Raw genomic sequence first — 18059 nt, forward strand, 5'->3', positions numbered from 1 at the left:
CGGAAAAGCTGACTAAGGGAGTCGGCTTTTTTGTCTTTTTAGGAGGGTTCGCAAGCGTTTCGGGTGTCAGAGGTCGTAAACCGCTATACTATAATCGTGGTACATCATTCATTTGAAATACACACAAAGGACACAGACTTACTCTAAAGTAGGTTATGGGAGCAAGAAAAACATAGAAATGCTGACGGAAGCGGAGTGCGGCGCAATGAAACGAACGATATTGCTGGTTGAGGACGATATGCTCATGCGCGAGGTGATAACGGACTATTTTCAGAAGGAGCAATGGGATGTGCTCGAAGCGGAGAACGGGAGAATCGCGCTTGATCTTTTTGAACAGAACGCCGTTGATTTGATTGTCCTCGACATCATGATGCCGGAAATCGATGGATGGTCGGTATGCAGGCGCATCCGGGAAAAGTCGGACGTTCCGATTATGATCATAACCGCCAGAGCCGAGGATGAAGACCATCTGATGGGATTCGAGCTTGGCGCCGATGAGTACGTAACGAAGCCTCTGAGCCCAAGGGTATTGGTAGCCCGCGCTACCGCTTTGATGAAGAGAACGGAAGGCACAGTGGGACGCGAGGGCGATACGCTCGTCTATGGCCAGTTAACGGTGAACAGGGCGGCATATACGGTGTTTGTAGCGGAAAACAAGATCAATTTGTCGCCCAAGGAGTACGAGCTGCTTCTCTTTTTGATCAAGCATTATGGCAAGGTGCTGCCGCGCGAGTATATTTTGGACGCGGTCTGGGGGTACGATTACTTGGGAGATTTGCGCACGGTGGACACCCACATCAAAAAATTAAGAGCCAAGCTGGGAGACGAAGGGCGATCGATTGCCACGGTTATTCGTTCGGGCTATAAATTCGAGTTGGAACGATGAGAAGACGCGGCGTAGCTTTTAAACTGTTCGTTGTCACCTCTGTTCTGATCCTGCTTGTGTTCTCCTTGCTGCTGTTTGCACAAGGCATGTTTTTCGAACGTTTTTACCGCGGGTCTAAGATCAATGTCTTAGAGAAGAGCATGAATCAATTCGTTCAGCAATACAAACAGGTACAATCGAGCGAAAAACAAGTGTCGCGGCTGCTCGGCGCATTCATGAATGAGCATGATACGAGTACCGCCATCCTGAATAGCCGATTTGAACGAACAAGCATACAACCTTATTATCTGCAGCTGGGAGCGGGCAGCAAGACGATTACGATTCAGATCTCCACAGACGGCATGACCATGGATGAGATCCCGCAAGGGATTCAAATCGGCGAGATGCTGGTGGTCGACGGCTTCTTCATGGATGAGAAAGATACCATTATGCTGCCCGTTGCTATCCGGCAGACCGAAACTCCTCTCAAAGAGGGTTTGGTCCGCGTGCAGGGGAAGGTAACGGATCTCATGCTGCCGGAGCACAGGTCTTATAATCCGCTTTATCAGGATGCCCTTGTCGATGATGCGCTTTTGGATTGGCATTCGCAAGCGGAACAATGGCAGTCCGGGCTGCGGAACGGCGAGGTCGTGCAGCTGGAATGGCAGGACAAATGGAGCGGCATCCCCTATACGGTTCTCCTGCGTTCGCTCCCCGAGGGCAGCAAAGGGAATGCTTATTTATTCGTCATGACCTCTATGCAGCCTGTCGGGGAAGCTGTCGGGATTCTCAAGCAATATGTCATTTATTTGGCGCCGGTTATGGTTCTGCTTGCGATTATCCTGTCCTTGGTTTATTCCAGAATTGTCTCACGCCCCTTAGTGCTATTGAGCCGTTCGGCAGCGCGTCTTGCCAAGCTGGATTTTACGGAGCAGCCAGCAATCCATTCGAACGATGAATTCGGGGAGCTGTCCGGAAGCATGGTTGCGCTGTCCCGGAACCTGGATGCGGCCATGCAGGAGCTTACCCATGCGAATGTGAAGCTGCAGGAGGATGTGGAGGAGAAGCTGCGGTCCGAGGAGCTTCGCAAAGAGCTGATCGCGAACATTTCACATGAATTGAAGACGCCTCTGGGGATTGTGAAAGGTTTTGCGGAAGGGCTGCAGGACGGGGTAGCGAGCGACAAAAGAGAACGTTATCTGGCGCTCATCGTCAACGAAACGGATCGGATGAATGCATTAATTATGGATATGCTGGAGCTGTCCAAATTCGAAGCCAAGGCCATCCAGCTGCAGCCGAGAAGCTTAGCGCTGGTAAGCCTTATTCAAAGGGGGGGAGATTCATTCTCGCAGCAATTGGAGATGAAGCAGCTTCAATTGCGGATAAACACGAATGAAGAAGAGGAGAAGCTGCTCGTACTGGCTGATCCGAGACGTCTCGAACAGGTTATTCTGAATTTCATGAGCAACGCTATCCGGCATGCCGCGGAGGACAGTGCCATTATGATCGGCATTAAGCGTTCGTCACCCGGAAAAGTAATAACCGTCATTGAAAACATGGGACCGCCTATTCCCGAAGAGGATATCAGCCGGATCTGGGATCACTTTTACCGGGTGGAGCGTTCACGAGATCGGAAATCAGGTGGAACAGGCCTGGGACTCGCCATTATCAAGCATATTCTGGAGCTGCATGGAAGCGAGTATAGCGTGGCGAACACGAAGCAAGGCGTGGCATTTTCTTTTACATTAGATGAAAGCGGAGGAACAACTCATGACAAAACATAAATATATTTATTTGATTACAACGCTGCTCGTACTGCTGCTGGCCAGCGCATGCGGCAATCCGGCCAAAAACGCAGCATCGGATACGGCTGCTACGGCGTCACCTGAAACGGTGGAAGGAAATGCCGGTGAAGCACCGGTCACGGATACGCCTGCAGTGGAATCCGACGAGCAAATCTTAATTGTCATTGACCAAACGGAGAAGCCGATTGAAGGCAACAGCTTCGATTTTTTTGTGAAGCAGCGTCCGGAAGGTTTCGCGCTTGCCGAAATGCAGTGGGTGTCCAAGGAGAACCTGATCATTAATTCGGTTCAAGAAGCCATTGAACATGGCGGAAACGGTGAAGATGGCTTCTACATTAGCGGTGACGGACAATTCTCCGGCTTCTTCTACCCGGATGCCATGAAAGGTGAGGTAGGGCAAGTTGTGTTCTTGTTCAAGAATGAGCAGGGCAAGGAGTTAACGTGGAAAAAGGAAATTACTTTGAAGTAAACGTCGATGTTCATGTGAAAGTGTAGGTTGACTCTGCTTACTTGTCACACGCGCAGTGCTGTGTGTTGCTGGTGAGGGAGTAGTGTCTGGAGCAAAGGAGTGATCAGAAAGCCATTGCTCCTATAATTGCTTGCTTAAGCCGTATTCTGACTATGACTTATAGAAGAACATCCACATGAATGCCGGGACCTTGCTTAGTCCCGGCATTTGCATTTTAATCAGCTGGTTAAGATCGCAGCGTTTTTGTATCTTCGCTCCATCGTCGTAGAGAATCCGGCGGCTTGGATTTTCATAGATAAGAAGATGAGTGGTTAAGCGTTCCCTACCACTCTCTCTGATCAAGATCCGTTAAGAATCGTCAAAGAGTGCATAAACTGTACATCGAGGTTCAAATTGTACATATGAAGCCCCCATCCGGTTCGTGTTATGATAGAAAATGTACAAAAAGAAAAACGATGTAGGGGGACTCGAATTGAACTGGGGAAGGGGAAACTTTACACGAAGTGTGGCGTTTCGGTGGATCGTGTCGTACGCCGTGATCTTATGCATACCCGTCATTCTTAGTGTAATCATTTATGGCCAAACCAGGGGAATCGTGAAATACGAGATCGAACGGGCGAGCAGCGCCATGCTGCAGCAAGTGAGATATATCGTGGACGGAGAGCTGCTGCAGACGGAGAGTCTGGCCGCGCAGCTAGCCATTCATCCGGATGTCCGGAGATTGCTGACTGTGCCTTCAGAAGAGAGCGCTTACAATATTTATGGAATGAAACAAGAACTGAACAAATTGTTATCCACGAACGATTTTATTAAGGAAATATACCTTTATTCGAAGCCGCTGCAGTCGGTACTCTCAAATGAAACCTATCTTAAGGAACGGATCTTTTACGAGATTAAGCATCAGACGCAAGCGTTCACTTATGAAGACTGGCTTAAGTTGATAAATCGGTTTCAGTCGGGGGAGTATGTGCTGCTTCCGGTCGAGAACCAAGGGAGGATCGAAAATACGCCCGCCTACATTCGGTCGCTGCCGATGAAATCGGCTGCCGATCCGGAGGGTACGCTGATCATGCCGCTCAATGTCGAGAAGATGAGGACTATGCTCGAAACCATTGATTGGGTGGAGCAAGGCCAAGTGTTCATTATGGATTCGAATGACCAAATTCTGTTTCAGAACGCCAAAGAAACGACGAATGAGACTTCGTCGTACCAGGAATGGAACAACCGCGGGACGGGCACCTTTACCGGCACGTTCCAAGGCGTCGAGTCGATGATTACGATCGAATCGTCCGATACGACGGGCTGGAGGTACATCAGCGTGTTTCCGACCGATGTCTTCTGGGAGCGCGCCGGGGCCATTCGGACGATGAACCTATTCGGGCTGCTGCTTTGCTTTGCGATCGGCGGCGCGGTTATTTATTATTTTGCCCGTAAAAACTACGATCCGGTCAAGCAGTTGGTCAGCGTTTTTTCCCGGAGTCCGCTGCAGGGAAAAGGAACGGACTTGGATGAATATACGTTCATCCGGAGAAGTGTGCTCGAGACCATTCGTGAACGGGATGACATGAACAATAAACATGTTCAGCAGCTTCGGGTGTTGCAGGATTATTACCTGGGAAGGCTGTTGAAAGGTCAGGCGGATCGGAACGTCCCGCTAACGGAGTTGGCGAAGACTCACAATTTGACTTGGACAAGCGATCGTTTCGCTGTGCTGCTATTTTATATCGACAGCGACGAGGGAGGAACAAAGGATCTGGCCTTGTCGCAGTTTATTGTGTCCAATATCGTAGCGGATTCGATAGTCGACCGCTTAACGATTCATTTTACGGATATGGACGGGATGCTGGCGGCGGTCGTGAATGTCGATCCGGATCGCGCGGAGCATTGGAAGGACGATATAGAGGACAAATTAGCTCAAGCTTACGACTTTATCACGGCCAGGTACAAGCTTCGTTTCACGACGGTGGGAAGTGAGCTGCAAACCGGCTTGGACGGCATTCATCAAGCATTCCTTCAAGCCTTGGAAGCCCAGGAATATAGGATGGTGCTTGGGGAAGGCATGCTGATCTGGTACGGGGACATCAAACCGAACGAGGGCAGTTATTTCTTCACCGTGAACGATCAGATGATTCTGATCAATTTCCTGAAGGCCGACGAATTCGAGAAAGCGAAGGACATGATCGACAACGTCATCCAGCAAGCGTTCCAGCGGGATATGTCACATGAAATCGCGAAGTGCGTCCTGCTTGACGTAGCGACGACACTGATCAAGACGATTCCCGATCAGGAGCAGGCCGGCATCGCATGGGATGAATGGCGTCCGCTCAAGAGACTGCTGTCATGCTCCACGAAGCTGGAGTTCCAACAAGAGCTTCTCGACATTTTCGATCGGGTATGCGGCGTGCTCCGCAGCAAGCAGAACGTTCAGACGAGTGCCGGTATCGGCGAGAAAGTGATGGCGTTCGTGCAGGAGAACTACAGCGACAAAGATTTAAGCGTGTCGCTGATCGGCGACCGCTTCCGGTTGACTCCGCAGTACGTGTCCCGATTGTTCCGCGAACAGACGGGGCAGGTGGGGCTGCACGACTATATTAGCCAGACCCGCATAGAAGCCGCCAAGGTACTGCTGCTGGAAGGGGCCGGTATCGAGGAGACGGCGGCCCGGGTCGGATTCGCCAGTAGTCATGCGTTTATTCGCGTATTCAAGAAATACGAAGGCATTACGCCCGGTAAATTCAAGACGATCCAATGACGGACCAAGAATCGGAATGTCGCATTGAGAGGAGACGGCTTACATGGTAGCGCGAAAGTTCGGTTTTCTAAGGAAGGGTTGGGTGGCGATCGCGGCCATTACCTTATTGACGTCCGGATGCTTCGGGGGGAACACGGAAGAGAAGCTGTCGACGAATGGGCAGACAGAGACGGCTATTTCTGAAAGCCACAGTCCCGCAGCGTCCGGAGAGCCGTTCCAATATCCAATGCAGGATGCGCCGGAGCTGACGTTAATGACGGAGTTTCCCGACATGGGGACGCCGAATGCGGGACCGATTGACGAAGAATACGAGAAACGAACCGGCATCGCGATTCGGCATCTCGGCGGCGTTCCGATGCAGGATAATAAATTCAAATATCTCCTTGCTTCGGGAAACCTGCCGGACATCTTTATGAATAACTGGCTTCAATTTCCGGGAGGGCCCGAGAAGGCGATCGAGCAGGGGTATATTCTGCCTCTGAACGATGTCATCGACCGGTATGCGCCGAATTTCAAGCGGGTGCTCGAAGAAAATCCCGAGATCGATAAAATGGTAAAGACGGACAGCGGCATCTATTATGCGTTCCCGTTCATTCGTTCGGAGGAGGGCAAGGTATACGGCGGACCGATTATCCGCAAGGATTGGCTTGACGAGCTGGGACTCCCCGTCCCAACGACGATCGACGAGTGGTATACGACCTTAAAGGCATTCAAGGAGAAGAAGGGGGCGACGGCGCCTTTAACGCTCCGAACCTTATTCATGGGCGAAAGGACGGCAGGCTTCGCGGGGGCGTTCGGCGTCATGGGTAATTTCTACGTGGAAGACGGGAAAGTAAAATATGGTTACTTGGAGCCGGAGTACCGGGAATATTTGGCGACGATGAGCAAGTGGTACCGGGAAGGATTGATCGATAAAGACTTTGCCGTTCTGGATTTGGAATCCGTAGACAAGAAGATGACTTCCGGAACAAGCGGTGCGACGGTCGGCTGGTTTTCCTACATTGAGAAATATAATCTTGCGGCGCAATCGGGCGACCCGGCCGCTCGTTATGTTGCCGCTCCCTATCCGACGCTCAGACAAGGTGAGATCCCGAAATTCGGGCAGCTCGACAACGCGTATGCGGGGACCAGCTCGGCGGCGATCAAGGCCACGACGAAAAACCTGGAAGCGGCGGTCCGGTGGCTGGATTACGGCTATTCGGAAGAAGGCGGCCTGCTGAACGCGTTTGGCGTTGAAGGTGTCACGTATACAATGAAGAACGGACAACCGGAGTACACGGATCTGGTCATGGCGAATCAAGGCGGATTATCCGGCGATCTGGTGATGCTTCAGTACGCGCACCAAACGAACTTCCCGATGATCCAGCGCGACTCGCAGTTGGAGTGGAAGTTTGAAGAAACGAACCAGGCCGTTGAGGTATGGCGAAAGACGAAGCATGAAGACTATTTGCTGCCGCCAATTACGCCGACGACGGAAGAGGCCGGCGAGCTGTCCGCGCTGATGGACGGGATCGGCGAGTACGTAAAGGATGCGGAGCTTCGAATCATTCTGGGCATGGATGCCATTGACGCTTACGACGATATGGTGAAGCAGCTGAAGCGGCTCGGGATCGATCGGATCCTGGAAATTAAACAAGCGGCATATGAACGATATGTCAATCGATGACCTCCGAACGCTCGGAGGTCTTTTTTTTGCTATGTAACGCCTGATTAGGGAAACTGTCCCTTCGTTTCAAGCTGTTCATCGCGATTTACTTGTTATCGTACATCATTTCCGTTATTGAACATTGCTGTGCGGGGGGCTTCTCCGATACATTGATGGAGCGATGGAACTCAGGCCACCCTAGTCCGGCCAGGATAAATTTTTTCTTAAGGAAGTGATGACGGAATGGCAGCTCATGCGCAAGACAACAAGGCTGTAGATACAAGTCCGCTGTGGAAACATGTTAGAAAGGAATGGAAGCTGTATTCGTTCCTGATTCTTCCTGTAATTTATTTCATCATCTTCAAGTATACGCCGATGCTCGGGAACATCATCGCTTTCCGGAAGTATAGAGGCGGAACGAACTTTTTCGGGTCGGAATGGGTCGGATTTTCGTATTTCGAGATGTTTATGAAGGACCCTACGTTCTGGAGAGCCTTCTTCAACGATCTGACCTTAAGCGTTAGCTATCTCGTGGTCAAGTTTCCTATCACCCTGCTGTTCGCGCTGCTGCTGAACGAATTGCGGCGAGTCAAGTGGAAGAAGTTTGTACAAACGGTTTCTTACCTTCCCCATTTTATTTCCATGGTCATTGTGGCGGGGATGATCAAGGAGATCGTTTCCATGACGGGACCGATTAACAATATATTGGCCTGGATGGGACTCGGTAAAATATCGTTTATTTCCTTGCCGGAATGGTTTCCGACGATATACGTCACTTCGGGCATCTGGCAAAGCCTCGGCTGGGGAACGATTCTGTATTTGGCGGCGATGACCGCTATCGATCCGTCTCTTTATGAAGCGGCGAAAATCGATGGAGCGAATCGGTTCCGGCTCGCGATGCATGTCACGATTCCCGGCATTCTGCCGACGGTCATGGTACTCCTGATCCTCGATATCGGCAGCATCTTGGGCTCGAATTTCGAGAAAATCCTGCTTTTGTACAATCCTCTGACTTATGAAAGTGCGGACGTCATCTCCACCTACGTCTACCGGATGGGTATCACCGGCAGCAACTTTAGTTATGCGACGGCGGTAGGCTTGTTCGAAGGCATCATCGGACTGATTCTGGTGACGATCGCGAATGAAGTTTCGAAGCGAACAACGAAATCCAGCTTGTGGTAGAAAGGAGCCAAACGAAGTGAATCGAACCTCTTCCTTTAATGCATTCACTGTTGTAAACGGTTTATTCATGACAATAGTTGTCTTATTCACTTTATACCCGTTTGTCTATCTCGTGGCGCAGTCCTTCAGCTCGGAGGCCGCTATCTATGCCGGCAAGGTGACGTTCTTTCCGGTTGAATTTACAACCAAAACCTACGAGGTCATTCTGAGCAAGCCTGATTTCTTCCGTTATTACTGGAATACGATTGTTTATTCCGTGGTAGGCACGCTCATCGCGGTGACCGCGACGGCCGTCATGTCCTATCCGCTTTCAAAAGAGAGGCTGCGCCTCAATAAATTTTTTATCCCGTTCGTGCTGTTTACGATGTATTTCGGCGGCGGTCTCATTCCGAACTACATCCTGATCGCGAAGACACTCGGCATGCGGGATACGATCTGGGCTATCGTCATTCCGGGGGCGATCAGCGCCTTCAATGTCATTCTAATGAAGACGTTCTTTGCCGGCATTCCGAACGAATTGGAAGAAGCGGGACGCGTCGACGGTCTGGACGTGTTCGGGATTTTCACAAGAATTATCATTCCTCTATCGAAGCCGATTCTGGTCACGATTATGCTGTTCGTCATCGTCGGCATGTGGAATAACTGGTTCGGACCTTCACTCTTTTTACAGACGAAGGAGAAGTGGCCGGTCGCCTTGTATTTGAAGCAAATTATCGACAACGCGGTCAGTCCGACCGAGATCGGGGCTACATCCGACCAGGCCAGCCAAATCGCGGCAAGCGTCAAATCGACGGCGATGGTACTCACCTCGCTGCCTATTATTTGCATCTATCCTTTCGTGCAGAAGTATTTTGTGCAAGGGATGATGATCGGGGCAGTCAAAGGGTAATCGATGTCATCGATATAACCGGAAGGGCTGCAGCCGTTTCCGTTATATAAAAAATCGCAGGAACCAAATAAAGGGAGGCAGCGCTATGAAGAAATTCAGTAAAGCGGCATTCATAATGATGCTGGCATTGATGCTTGTGTTTGTGGCAGCGTGTTCATCTAATAACGAAGGCGCGTCGGGCAACGAAACGCCCGCATCGGGCAATGCAGGCGCAGGCGGTGCGGATGCAGCGGAGGATTACGCTTTCGGGGAAGAGCAGACCTTCCACTCCAATGAGCCGGTAACCTATTCCATGATGTACAGCGACCATGAGAATTATCCGACGAAAGAGGACTGGAGACTATGGAGCTCCATTAAAGAAAAGACGAATGTGAGCTTCGACCTGTCCATCACGGCAAGATCGGAATATGAGAATCAAAAATCTCTGCTGGTGAACAGCGGCGATGCGCCTTATATCATTCCAAAAACGTACGATGAGTCCGCTTTCGTGGCATCCGGTCAGATCGTGCCGGTCAGCGATTGGGTGCAGTATATGCCGAACTACATGAAGGCTGTCAAGGATTGGGGAATGGAAGAGGATCTGAAGGCCAAGATGAAGAATGACGGGAAATATTACGTCCTTCCAGGCATGTGGGAGATCGCCGGCGGCGGTTATTCCTATATCGTACGCAAGGATGTGTTCGAAGCGGCGGGCGTGGACGTCGAGGGTGAGCAAGGGAACTGGACGTACGAGGAATTCTCCGCAGCGATGAAGAAGGTGAAAGAGCATACGGGCGCGGAATACGTGTTCTCCGATCAATTCAAAGGTGATTCGGCGCTCAATATTACCGCTGTGCAATATGGCGTTACCGGCGGATGGGGACTGTCGAACGGTCTGATCTTTGACCATGAGAAGAAGCAGTTCACTTTTGCCAATGCATCGGATGATTTCAAGAACTACCTTGGTTATTTCAATAAGCTGATTACCGATGGCATTATGGATCCTGAATCCTTCACGCAAGAAGACGATGCAGCACAAGCCAAGTTCTTCAAAGGCGATACCTACGTGATAAGCGGAATCTATCAGGTGCTGGCGGATTTCAAGAGCAAAATGCAGGATCCGAAAGCCGAATTGTATATGATCACACAACCCGGCGGACCAAAAGGAAAGCTTCAGGTCGAGACTTCCCGTTTGGAGAACGGGGTCATGATCAGCCAGAACGCGCTTGACGATTTGGGCGAGGAAGGCTTTATCAAGATGCTTCGTTTCGTCGACTGGCTCTGGTATTCGGGTGAAGGTCAGACACTCAGCTTGTGGGGCGTAGAAGGCGAAACGTATGATCTGGATGCAGACGGAAATATCGTGCTCAAGCCGGATATCTATTACAACGGAATGAACGAAGGCGCAACGAAGCAGCTGAACGTCGATTACGGCTTCGCCGGAGGGATGTTCGCCTACGGGGGCTCTGCAAAGCTCAGAATGTCCAAGATGACCGAAGGGGAGAAGGACTTCGTGAGTCGCGTCCAATCGACACGGGAGCCGCGCAAGCTGGCGCCGCCGATTATGGGTTCACCGGAGGAAAGCGAACAGATGAATCTCATCTCGACACCGCTTATGGATTACGTGAAAACGATGACGTTAAAATTTATTACCGGTCAAGAAAGCTTCGATAAGTGGGACAACTATAAGGCTCAGGTTGAAGCGAACGGCAGCACGCGTTATACGGACATGGCCAATGATATTTTCGAGAAGACCAAGAGCTTGCTGGGTTATTAATGGTCAAGCGTAAACGGCTGTCGCCGCCCTCAGTGGCAAAAGCTATCGTTTCGCGGAGATATATAAGCACATTTATAAGTGAAACTTATAAATTCTTATATATTAAAAAAGGGCTAGGTGTGCGGTCTTCCGAAGGAGGATGCACCTAGCCCTCTTTTCTAGAAATATAAGCGTGGTTAAGTTTAGAATGGAGGTATTGTCAGGTGGCGGAGATGAGCGAAACAATCGAAAACGAAGCGTGGCTTCGTTATCATGTCATTGAGGATGAAGGGCTGCGGGAGGCGTACCGGGTTCGTTGCTCGGAAATTGCAATCACGGCGCGAACCAAGGTATTGCGCACCGCAGAAAGAGAGCTGGCGGAAGCTGTACAGGCCATGACCGGCTACTCGCCTGATCTCGTTACGATTCGGAATCACCTTGTTCCAAGCGTGATCATCGGGGTCTTAGGCAGCGGGGATGCAAGGATCGACCGCGAAGTAGGCGCTGAAGCCGCAATGATCGGCGACGAAGGGTACGTGATCCGGTCACTGAACGGCCCGGAGGGAGAGGCGAACCAAATCGCGATCGTCGGAAAGTCTGACCGCGGCGCCTTGTATGGTACTTTTCACTTGATTCGGTTGATGCAAATGAGAGAACCGCTCGACAGGCTGCATTTTGTCGAGACGCCCGCTAATGGGCTGAGGATGATCAATCAGTGGGACAACATGGACGGATCGATTGAACGGGGTTATGCGGGGAAGTCGATCTTTTACAGGAACGGCGGTTTCGTGGAAGACTTTACCCGCATCCGGGACTACGCCCGGCTGCTGTCCTCCGTCGGAATCAATGCGATCTCGATCAATAATGTGAACGTTCACCGGGAAGAGACGAAATTGATTACAGCGGAGTATGAAGAGACGCTAACGAAAGTAGCGGACATATTCGGAGAATATGCCATTCAATTATTTCTTAGCATTAACTTCGCGAGTCCGATCGCGGTTGGCGGTCTGCCTACGGCGGATCCCTTGGATCAGGCGGTCAGAGACTGGTGGGCCGAAAGGGCGTCCGCCCTTTACCTTGCGATTCCCGACTTTGGCGGTTTTCTGGTGAAGGCCGACTCCGAATTTCGTCCCGGCCCCTTTACTTACGGACGCAATCATGCGGACGGAGCGAACATGCTGGCCGAAGCGCTGGCGCCGTACGGCGGGCTGGTCATCTGGCGCTGCTTCGTATACAACTGTCTTCAGGATTGGCGCGATCGTTCGACGGACCGCGCCAAGGCGGCCTATGACCACTTTACGCCGCTCGATGGACGCTTCGCCGATAATGTCATTCTGCAGATCAAGAACGGGCCGATGGACTTTCAGGTTCGCGAGCCGGTATCGCCGTTGTTCGGTGGACTCCGCGAAACGAACCAAATCCTGGAGCTGCAAATCACCCAGGAATATACGGGGCAGCAGAAGCATGTCTGCTATCTGGTACCGCAGTGGAAAGAAATTCTCGACACCGATACGCATGCCGCCGGCGAGGGATCGACCATTGCAAAGATGGCGCAAGGCGCCATGCGGGGCCGTCCGTACGGTGGAATTGCGGCCGTGTCGAACATCGGGGACGACGCTTGCTGGACCGGGCATCCGCTGGCTCAAGCAAACCTATACGGATATGGAAGGTTGACATGGAGCCCTTCGTTATCCGCCGAGCAGATCACGTCGGAATGGATTCGGCTTAGTCTCGGCCGCGATAGGGCGGTCGAAGATGTCGTCACGAACATCTTAATGAAGTCTTGGGGCATATACGAGAGCTACACTGCTCCGCTCGGCGTCGGTTGGATGGTGAATCCGAATCATCATTACGGCCCGAACGTAGACGGATACGAGTATTCGAAGTGGGGGACGTACCATTTCGCGGATCACCAAGGCATCGGGGTCGATCGAACGATTGAAACGGGCACCGGATACGCTGCGCAATACCATTCGCCTCGTCGCGAGATGTATAATGCTTTGGAGAGCTGTCCCGATGAACTGCTGCTGTTCTTCCATCATGTCCCGTATACTCATGTCTTGCACAGCGGCAAGACGGTGATCCAGCATATTTACGACACGCATTTCGAAGGCGCGGAAGCGGCGGCGGCCTTGCTGAACGATTGGCTGACGCTCAAAGGCAAGGTCAACGTGAAGGATTTCGAGCTTGTCGCTTCCCGGTTATCAGAGCAGCGCGAACACGCCAAAGAATGGCGAGACATGATCAATACGTATTTCTATCGGAAGTCAGGCATTGCGGACTCGCAAGGCCGCCTAATCTATTGATACAGCACGGACAAGAAATGCGGGGCATCGCAATCATGCGAAGCGCCGCATTTCAATCTTGGAATAGTAGGGTGCAGGCGTAAAATGAATAACACGCTCTATCCCAATACCTATGAAAGCGAGCTGTTCGACCATGAATACGAAATTACTTTTCAACGATGGATGGGAATTTGCCAAAAGCGGCCTGGACGTTACGGACCCTGCCGGGCTGCACTTCGAACCGGTGGATCTCCCTCATGATTGGTTGATCTATAATACATTGGCACTTTACGAGAACGGTATCGGCTGGTATCGCAAGAAATTTAACTGGACACGGCGCGATCGCGAGCTCCTGCTCTGCTTCGACGGCGTGTACATGGATTCTTCCCTATACATAAACGGTCAGCTTGCAGGCGAATGGAAATATGGATACTCTTCCTTCGAACACGAGATTACGGACGCGGCCACCTGCGGAGAAAATGAAATCATCGTGAAAGTCGTGCACCAAAGTCCAAACAGCCGATGGTATTCGGGAGCAGGGATATACCGGAACGTCTGGTTGAAGGAACGGGACAAAAATCACATTCTCACGGATGGTCTGTATGTCACAACCAAGCAGCAAGACGGCGGCTGGTTAGTGGAAATCGACTCGGACTTACAAATCGAAGAAGATGTTCTTCTTTCGCACAATATCATCTATCAGGGCCAGACGGTCGCTGCCGCTTCGGAGCGGGTAACAGCAAGCCGCGGCTCGATCACGAAAAACCGCCAGACATTAACCGTAGATCATCCCAGGTTATGGAGCACGGACGAGCCGACTTTGTACCGGATCGTCACGAGAATGCATCGAGCAGCGTCTGCGGCCGAAACGGCCGAGGGACAGTGCAGCGAAGAACTGGAGCAGATCACCCTGCCTCTAGGCTTCCGGAGCATCATTCTCGACCCGGAGCAAGGACTTCAGGTGAACGGGAAGAAGCTGAAATTGAACGGCGTCTGCGAGCATCATGACTTGGGTGCTCTAGGAGCGGCGTTTAACATCTATGCGCTGCGAAGAAGATTCGGGATCCTGAAAGAAATGGGCGTCAACGCCATCCGTACGGCACATAATATGCCGGCTCCGGAGCTCATGGATCTGGCGGACGAAATGGGACTGTTTGTCGTCACGGAGGCGTTCGACATGTGGGAACGATCTAAGACCACTTACGATTACGCAAGATTTTTCAAAGAATGGGCGTATCTTGACGTGAAAAGCTGGGTGCTGCGGGACCGGAATCATCCGAGCCTGCTGATGTGGAGCATCGGGAACGAGATTTACGACACGCATGCAGACGAACGAGGCCAGGAAGTCACCAGAATGCTCATGGAATACGTATTGGAATTCGATCCGAAGCAGAATGCCCGGGTTACGATCGGGTCGAACTATATGCCGTGGGAGAATGCGCAGAAATGCGCCGATATCGTAAAGGTTGCCGGCTACAATTACGCGGAGAAATATTACCGTAAGCATCATGAAGAGCATCCGGATTGGATCATCTACGGCAGCGAGACCGCTTCGGTCGTCCAGAGCAGAGGGATTTATCATTTCCCGTTCGAGAAATCGATTCTTGCCGACGATGACGAGCAATGCTCCGCCCTAGGGAACAGTTCGACAAGCTGGGGAGCCAAATCGGCGGAAGCCTGTATCTTGGCGGAGCGGGATACGCCGTTTTCTCTTGGTCAGTTCCTGTGGACCGGATTCGACTATATCGGGGAGCCGACGCCGTATCATACCAAGAATTCCTATTTCGGTCAGATCGATACGGCTACGTTCAAGAAAGATTCCTATTACATCTACCAAGCTGCTTGGACCGATTATAGAACGAATCCGATGGTGCATGTCTTCCCGTACTGGGATTTCAATGACGGGCAAATCATCGATGTTCGTGTATGCTCGAACGCGCCCAAGATCGAGCTGCAGTTCAATGGGACTACGATTGGCACGCACGATATCGATCACGAGCATGGGTCGCAGCTTGTTGGTTGGTGGAAGGTTCCTTATGCGGAAGGGGAGACCAAAGCCATCGCCTATGACGATACGGGAAAAGTCATAGCGACCGATGTTCGAAGATCCTTCGGGGATGCGAGCGGTATACGTCTTCAAGCGGATAAAGAGGTACTTGCGGCGGACGGCACTGATTTGATTTTCGTGGAGATCGGGATGTTGGACGATGAAGGTCATCCGGTAGACAACGCGAACAATCGCGTACATGTCGAGGTGACGGGTGCTGGCCGATTGCTGGGGCTTGATAACGGCGACAGCACGGATTTAGATCCGTATAAGGGAAAAAGCAGAAGATTGTTCAGCGGTAAGTTGATGGTGATCATCGGCGCGACGCTGGAGCCGGGCAAAATCCGAATCGAAGTATCCTCCGAGGGTATGCGAACCGAGGCGGCGGAATTCGAGTCGCATCCCGTGAAAAACGGAATTCAGCAAGGGATTTCAGCGACCGCTAGAAATCAAGAGCTGCAGTGCGTGACAGGTGGCTGCGATGAAATTCCGCTTCGTAAGATCGAAATCGTCAGCGACTCGGGACAAGACTTGGATGAATCTACCAAGGAGATAACCGTTCGAGCCAAATTATGGCCGGAAAATGCCACCTATCGAGACGTCGAGTGGCGCGCCGTAACGGACGAAGGTATCGACTCGAATATTGCCAAGGTCGAAGCGGACGGACTTGAGGCGAAGATCTCCGCCATCGGCGACGGTGCTTTCCGTCTGCGTTGTACGACCAAGAACGGCACGGACAAGACGAAGTTTATCTCCCAGTTGGAGTTTAAGGCAACAGGACTAGGAACAGCCTACAAGGATCCCTATGGATTCATCTCGGCGGGGCTTTACGATTACAGTAAAGGCGATATCGGGAACGGCAACGAAAGAGGTGTAGCGACGAGCAGAGACGGCGAGACGCATGTAGGATTCCGCGATATCGACTTCGGTCCGTATGGCTCCGACACCATCACGATTCCAATCTTCGCGTTATCCGGCGAAGAATATACGATGCAAATTTGGGAAGGGATGCCCGGCGAAGAGGCCAGCTCCTTAGTTGCCGACGTGATTTATCAGAAGCCGTCTAAGTGGAATGTATATCAAGAAGAAACGTATCGCCTGACCAAAAGGCTTCGCGGAATGACGTCGATCTGCTTCGTGCTTCGTCAGAAGGTGCACATCAAAGGATTTTCCTTTGAACGTCAGAACCGGGCTTTCGAACGAAATTCGGCGGCGTCCTGCGACCGGATTTACGGGGATGCGTTTACCTTCGCAGATGATCGTGTGGAGGGCATTGGGAATAACGTCTCGCTTGAATTTTCGCAGATGGCGTTTACCGGCGAAGGTGTTTCGAAGCTGGTCGTAAACGGGAGATCGCCGATCGACAAGAATACGATCCATATCCGGTTTGCCGGTGAGAACGGTGAAATCAATCAACTCGTGGAATTTGAGAATTCCGATGGATACGAAGAACGGGTGTTTGAATTGGAACAGGTGACAGGGTTGCAAAAAGTGACATTCATCTTCCTGCCGGGGAGTAACTTCGACTTCGGCTGGTTCCGCTTTATGCGGGGGGTTTGATACAATAGGGGAAGGAGAAGAGGGAATCGGGGAGTAATCCTTGCCCCTCGCTCGTTCCCTTTTTTTTTATGTGAATCGAAATAACCTTACAGAAATGATGTTGATGATGAAAATTGAATTTGAAAACCATACGATCGAATGTAATGTCCTCTACGGATCTAGAAAAAAGCTGTCCATTCATATCGATTCGACGGGCCATATCACCGTGAAAGCCCCTAACGATACAAGTAATGAAACGATAAGGAGCGCCGTGGAACGTCACGGGAAAAGGATTTTGGAGAAATTACAAGCGATTGCGGCTGCCCGCCAAGCACCTAAGACGAGGGAATATCAAGACGAAGGGAAATTTCTTCATCTGGGGAAATATTATTTTCTTCATGAGTTAATCGACACAAAAGAACGCAATGAGGATGAATTGAAAAATAATCTGAAGAAGTTTTATTTCACGAGCTGTAAGAAGATCGTCGCGGAGCGGGTCAAAATCTATCAAGCACAGCTGAAGGTAAAGCCTAAATCGATCGAGGTCGTAGAGTCTCGAACGAAGTGGGGCAGCTGCAGCTCGGATAAGCATTTAACTTTTAATTACCGTTTGGCGATGGCTCCTATTGAAGTGATCGACTACGTGGTCGTCCATGAGCTTTGCCATCTCCACCATATGAATCATGATCGCTCATTTTGGCGGCGCGTCGGCAGTATCATGCCGGATTACAAAGAAAAAGAAGAGTTTCTGGCGAGGTATGGACAAGCGATGACGCTATAGCGGCATAAATGACGAAAAGCTTGGACGATCGGGCATGAAACTGGTATACTTGCCGGGATTGCTCC

11 protein-coding genes are annotated in these 18059 nt (G+C 51.2%); all 11 read left to right on the top strand.

What is annotated here, in order from left to right; all coding sequences use genetic code 11:
* Positions 1 to 205: 205 nt before the first annotated feature.
* The 11 genes from MRBLPE1_RS26430 (at position 206) to MRBLPE1_RS26480 (ending at position 17994) form a co-directional block, all read left to right on the top strand.
* Positions 206 to 886 (top strand): response regulator transcription factor, encoded by a 681-nt coding sequence (locus tag MRBLPE1_RS26430; protein ID WP_364151326.1) that lies wholly within the window; start codon positions 206 to 208, stop codon positions 884 to 886.
* Positions 883 to 2649 carry a sensor histidine kinase gene (locus tag MRBLPE1_RS26435; RefSeq protein WP_364151329.1) on the top strand — a complete coding sequence of 589 codons (1767 nt, stop codon included), beginning with the start codon at positions 883 to 885 and terminating at the stop codon, positions 2647 to 2649. The genes MRBLPE1_RS26430 and MRBLPE1_RS26435 overlap by 4 nt, the downstream gene beginning before the upstream one ends.
* Positions 2636 to 3139, top strand: a complete 504-nt coding sequence (locus MRBLPE1_RS26440; protein WP_364151332.1) for a hypothetical protein — start codon at positions 2636 to 2638, stop codon at positions 3137 to 3139. Before MRBLPE1_RS26435 ends, MRBLPE1_RS26440 begins: the two co-directional genes overlap by 14 nt.
* A gap of 472 nt (positions 3140 to 3611) precedes the next feature.
* Positions 3612 to 5891, top strand: a complete 2280-nt coding sequence (locus MRBLPE1_RS26445; protein WP_364151335.1) for an AraC family transcriptional regulator — start codon at positions 3612 to 3614, stop codon at positions 5889 to 5891.
* A 43-nt stretch (positions 5892 to 5934) separates the two neighbouring features.
* The gene (locus MRBLPE1_RS26450) at positions 5935 to 7557 is read left to right on the top strand and encodes an extracellular solute-binding protein (protein ID WP_364151338.1); all 1623 of its coding nucleotides are present in this window, start codon (positions 5935 to 5937) and stop codon (positions 7555 to 7557) included.
* A 222-nt stretch (positions 7558 to 7779) separates the two neighbouring features.
* Positions 7780 to 8718 carry an ABC transporter permease gene (locus MRBLPE1_RS26455; RefSeq protein ID WP_364151342.1) on the top strand — a complete coding sequence of 313 codons (939 nt, stop codon included), beginning with the start codon at positions 7780 to 7782 and terminating at the stop codon, positions 8716 to 8718.
* Positions 8719 to 8734: 16 nt separating this feature from the next.
* Complete coding sequence (locus MRBLPE1_RS26460; RefSeq protein WP_364151345.1) at positions 8735 to 9607, top strand: carbohydrate ABC transporter permease; 873 nt, start codon at positions 8735 to 8737, stop codon at positions 9605 to 9607.
* Between the two features lie 85 nt (positions 9608 to 9692).
* Positions 9693 to 11363: a sugar ABC transporter substrate-binding protein gene (locus tag MRBLPE1_RS26465; protein ID WP_364151347.1), complete on the top strand. Its 1671-nt coding sequence runs from the start codon at positions 9693 to 9695 to the stop codon at positions 11361 to 11363.
* Between the two features lie 212 nt (positions 11364 to 11575).
* Positions 11576 to 13648, top strand: coding sequence for an alpha-glucuronidase family glycosyl hydrolase (locus MRBLPE1_RS26470; RefSeq protein ID WP_364151548.1), 2073 nt, complete (start codon positions 11576 to 11578; stop codon positions 13646 to 13648).
* A gap of 133 nt (positions 13649 to 13781) precedes the next feature.
* The gene (locus tag MRBLPE1_RS26475; RefSeq protein WP_364151350.1) at positions 13782 to 17234 is read left to right on the top strand and encodes a glycoside hydrolase family 2 TIM barrel-domain containing protein; all 3453 of its coding nucleotides are present in this window, start codon (positions 13782 to 13784) and stop codon (positions 17232 to 17234) included.
* A 106-nt stretch (positions 17235 to 17340) separates the two neighbouring features.
* The gene (locus MRBLPE1_RS26480) at positions 17341 to 17994 is read left to right on the top strand and encodes a M48 family metallopeptidase (RefSeq protein ID WP_364151352.1); all 654 of its coding nucleotides are present in this window, start codon (positions 17341 to 17343) and stop codon (positions 17992 to 17994) included.
* Positions 17995 to 18059: the final 65 nt, after the last annotated feature.

It is taken from the genome of Paenibacillus sp. LPE1-1-1.1, assembly GCF_040676435.1.
Taxonomy (GTDB): Bacteria; Bacillota; Bacilli; order Paenibacillales; family Paenibacillaceae; genus Pristimantibacillus.

Coding starts and splice junctions, on each gene's coding strand:
- MRBLPE1_RS26430 (WP_364151326.1), top strand. CDS start 206: ATGAAACGAACGATATTGCTGGTTGAGGACGATATGCTCATGCGCGAG.
- MRBLPE1_RS26435 (WP_364151329.1), top strand. CDS start 883: ATGAGAAGACGCGGCGTAGCTTTTAAACTGTTCGTTGTCACCTCTGTT.
- MRBLPE1_RS26440 (WP_364151332.1), top strand. CDS start 2,636: ATGACAAAACATAAATATATTTATTTGATTACAACGCTGCTCGTACTG.
- MRBLPE1_RS26450 (WP_364151338.1), top strand. CDS start 5,935: ATGGTAGCGCGAAAGTTCGGTTTTCTAAGGAAGGGTTGGGTGGCGATC.
- MRBLPE1_RS26455 (WP_364151342.1), top strand. CDS start 7,780: ATGGCAGCTCATGCGCAAGACAACAAGGCTGTAGATACAAGTCCGCTG.
- MRBLPE1_RS26465 (WP_364151347.1), top strand. CDS start 9,693: ATGAAGAAATTCAGTAAAGCGGCATTCATAATGATGCTGGCATTGATG.
- MRBLPE1_RS26470 (WP_364151548.1), top strand. CDS start 11,576: ATGAGCGAAACAATCGAAAACGAAGCGTGGCTTCGTTATCATGTCATT.
- MRBLPE1_RS26475 (WP_364151350.1), top strand. CDS start 13,782: ATGAATACGAAATTACTTTTCAACGATGGATGGGAATTTGCCAAAAGC.
- MRBLPE1_RS26480 (WP_364151352.1), top strand. CDS start 17,341: ATGAAAATTGAATTTGAAAACCATACGATCGAATGTAATGTCCTCTAC.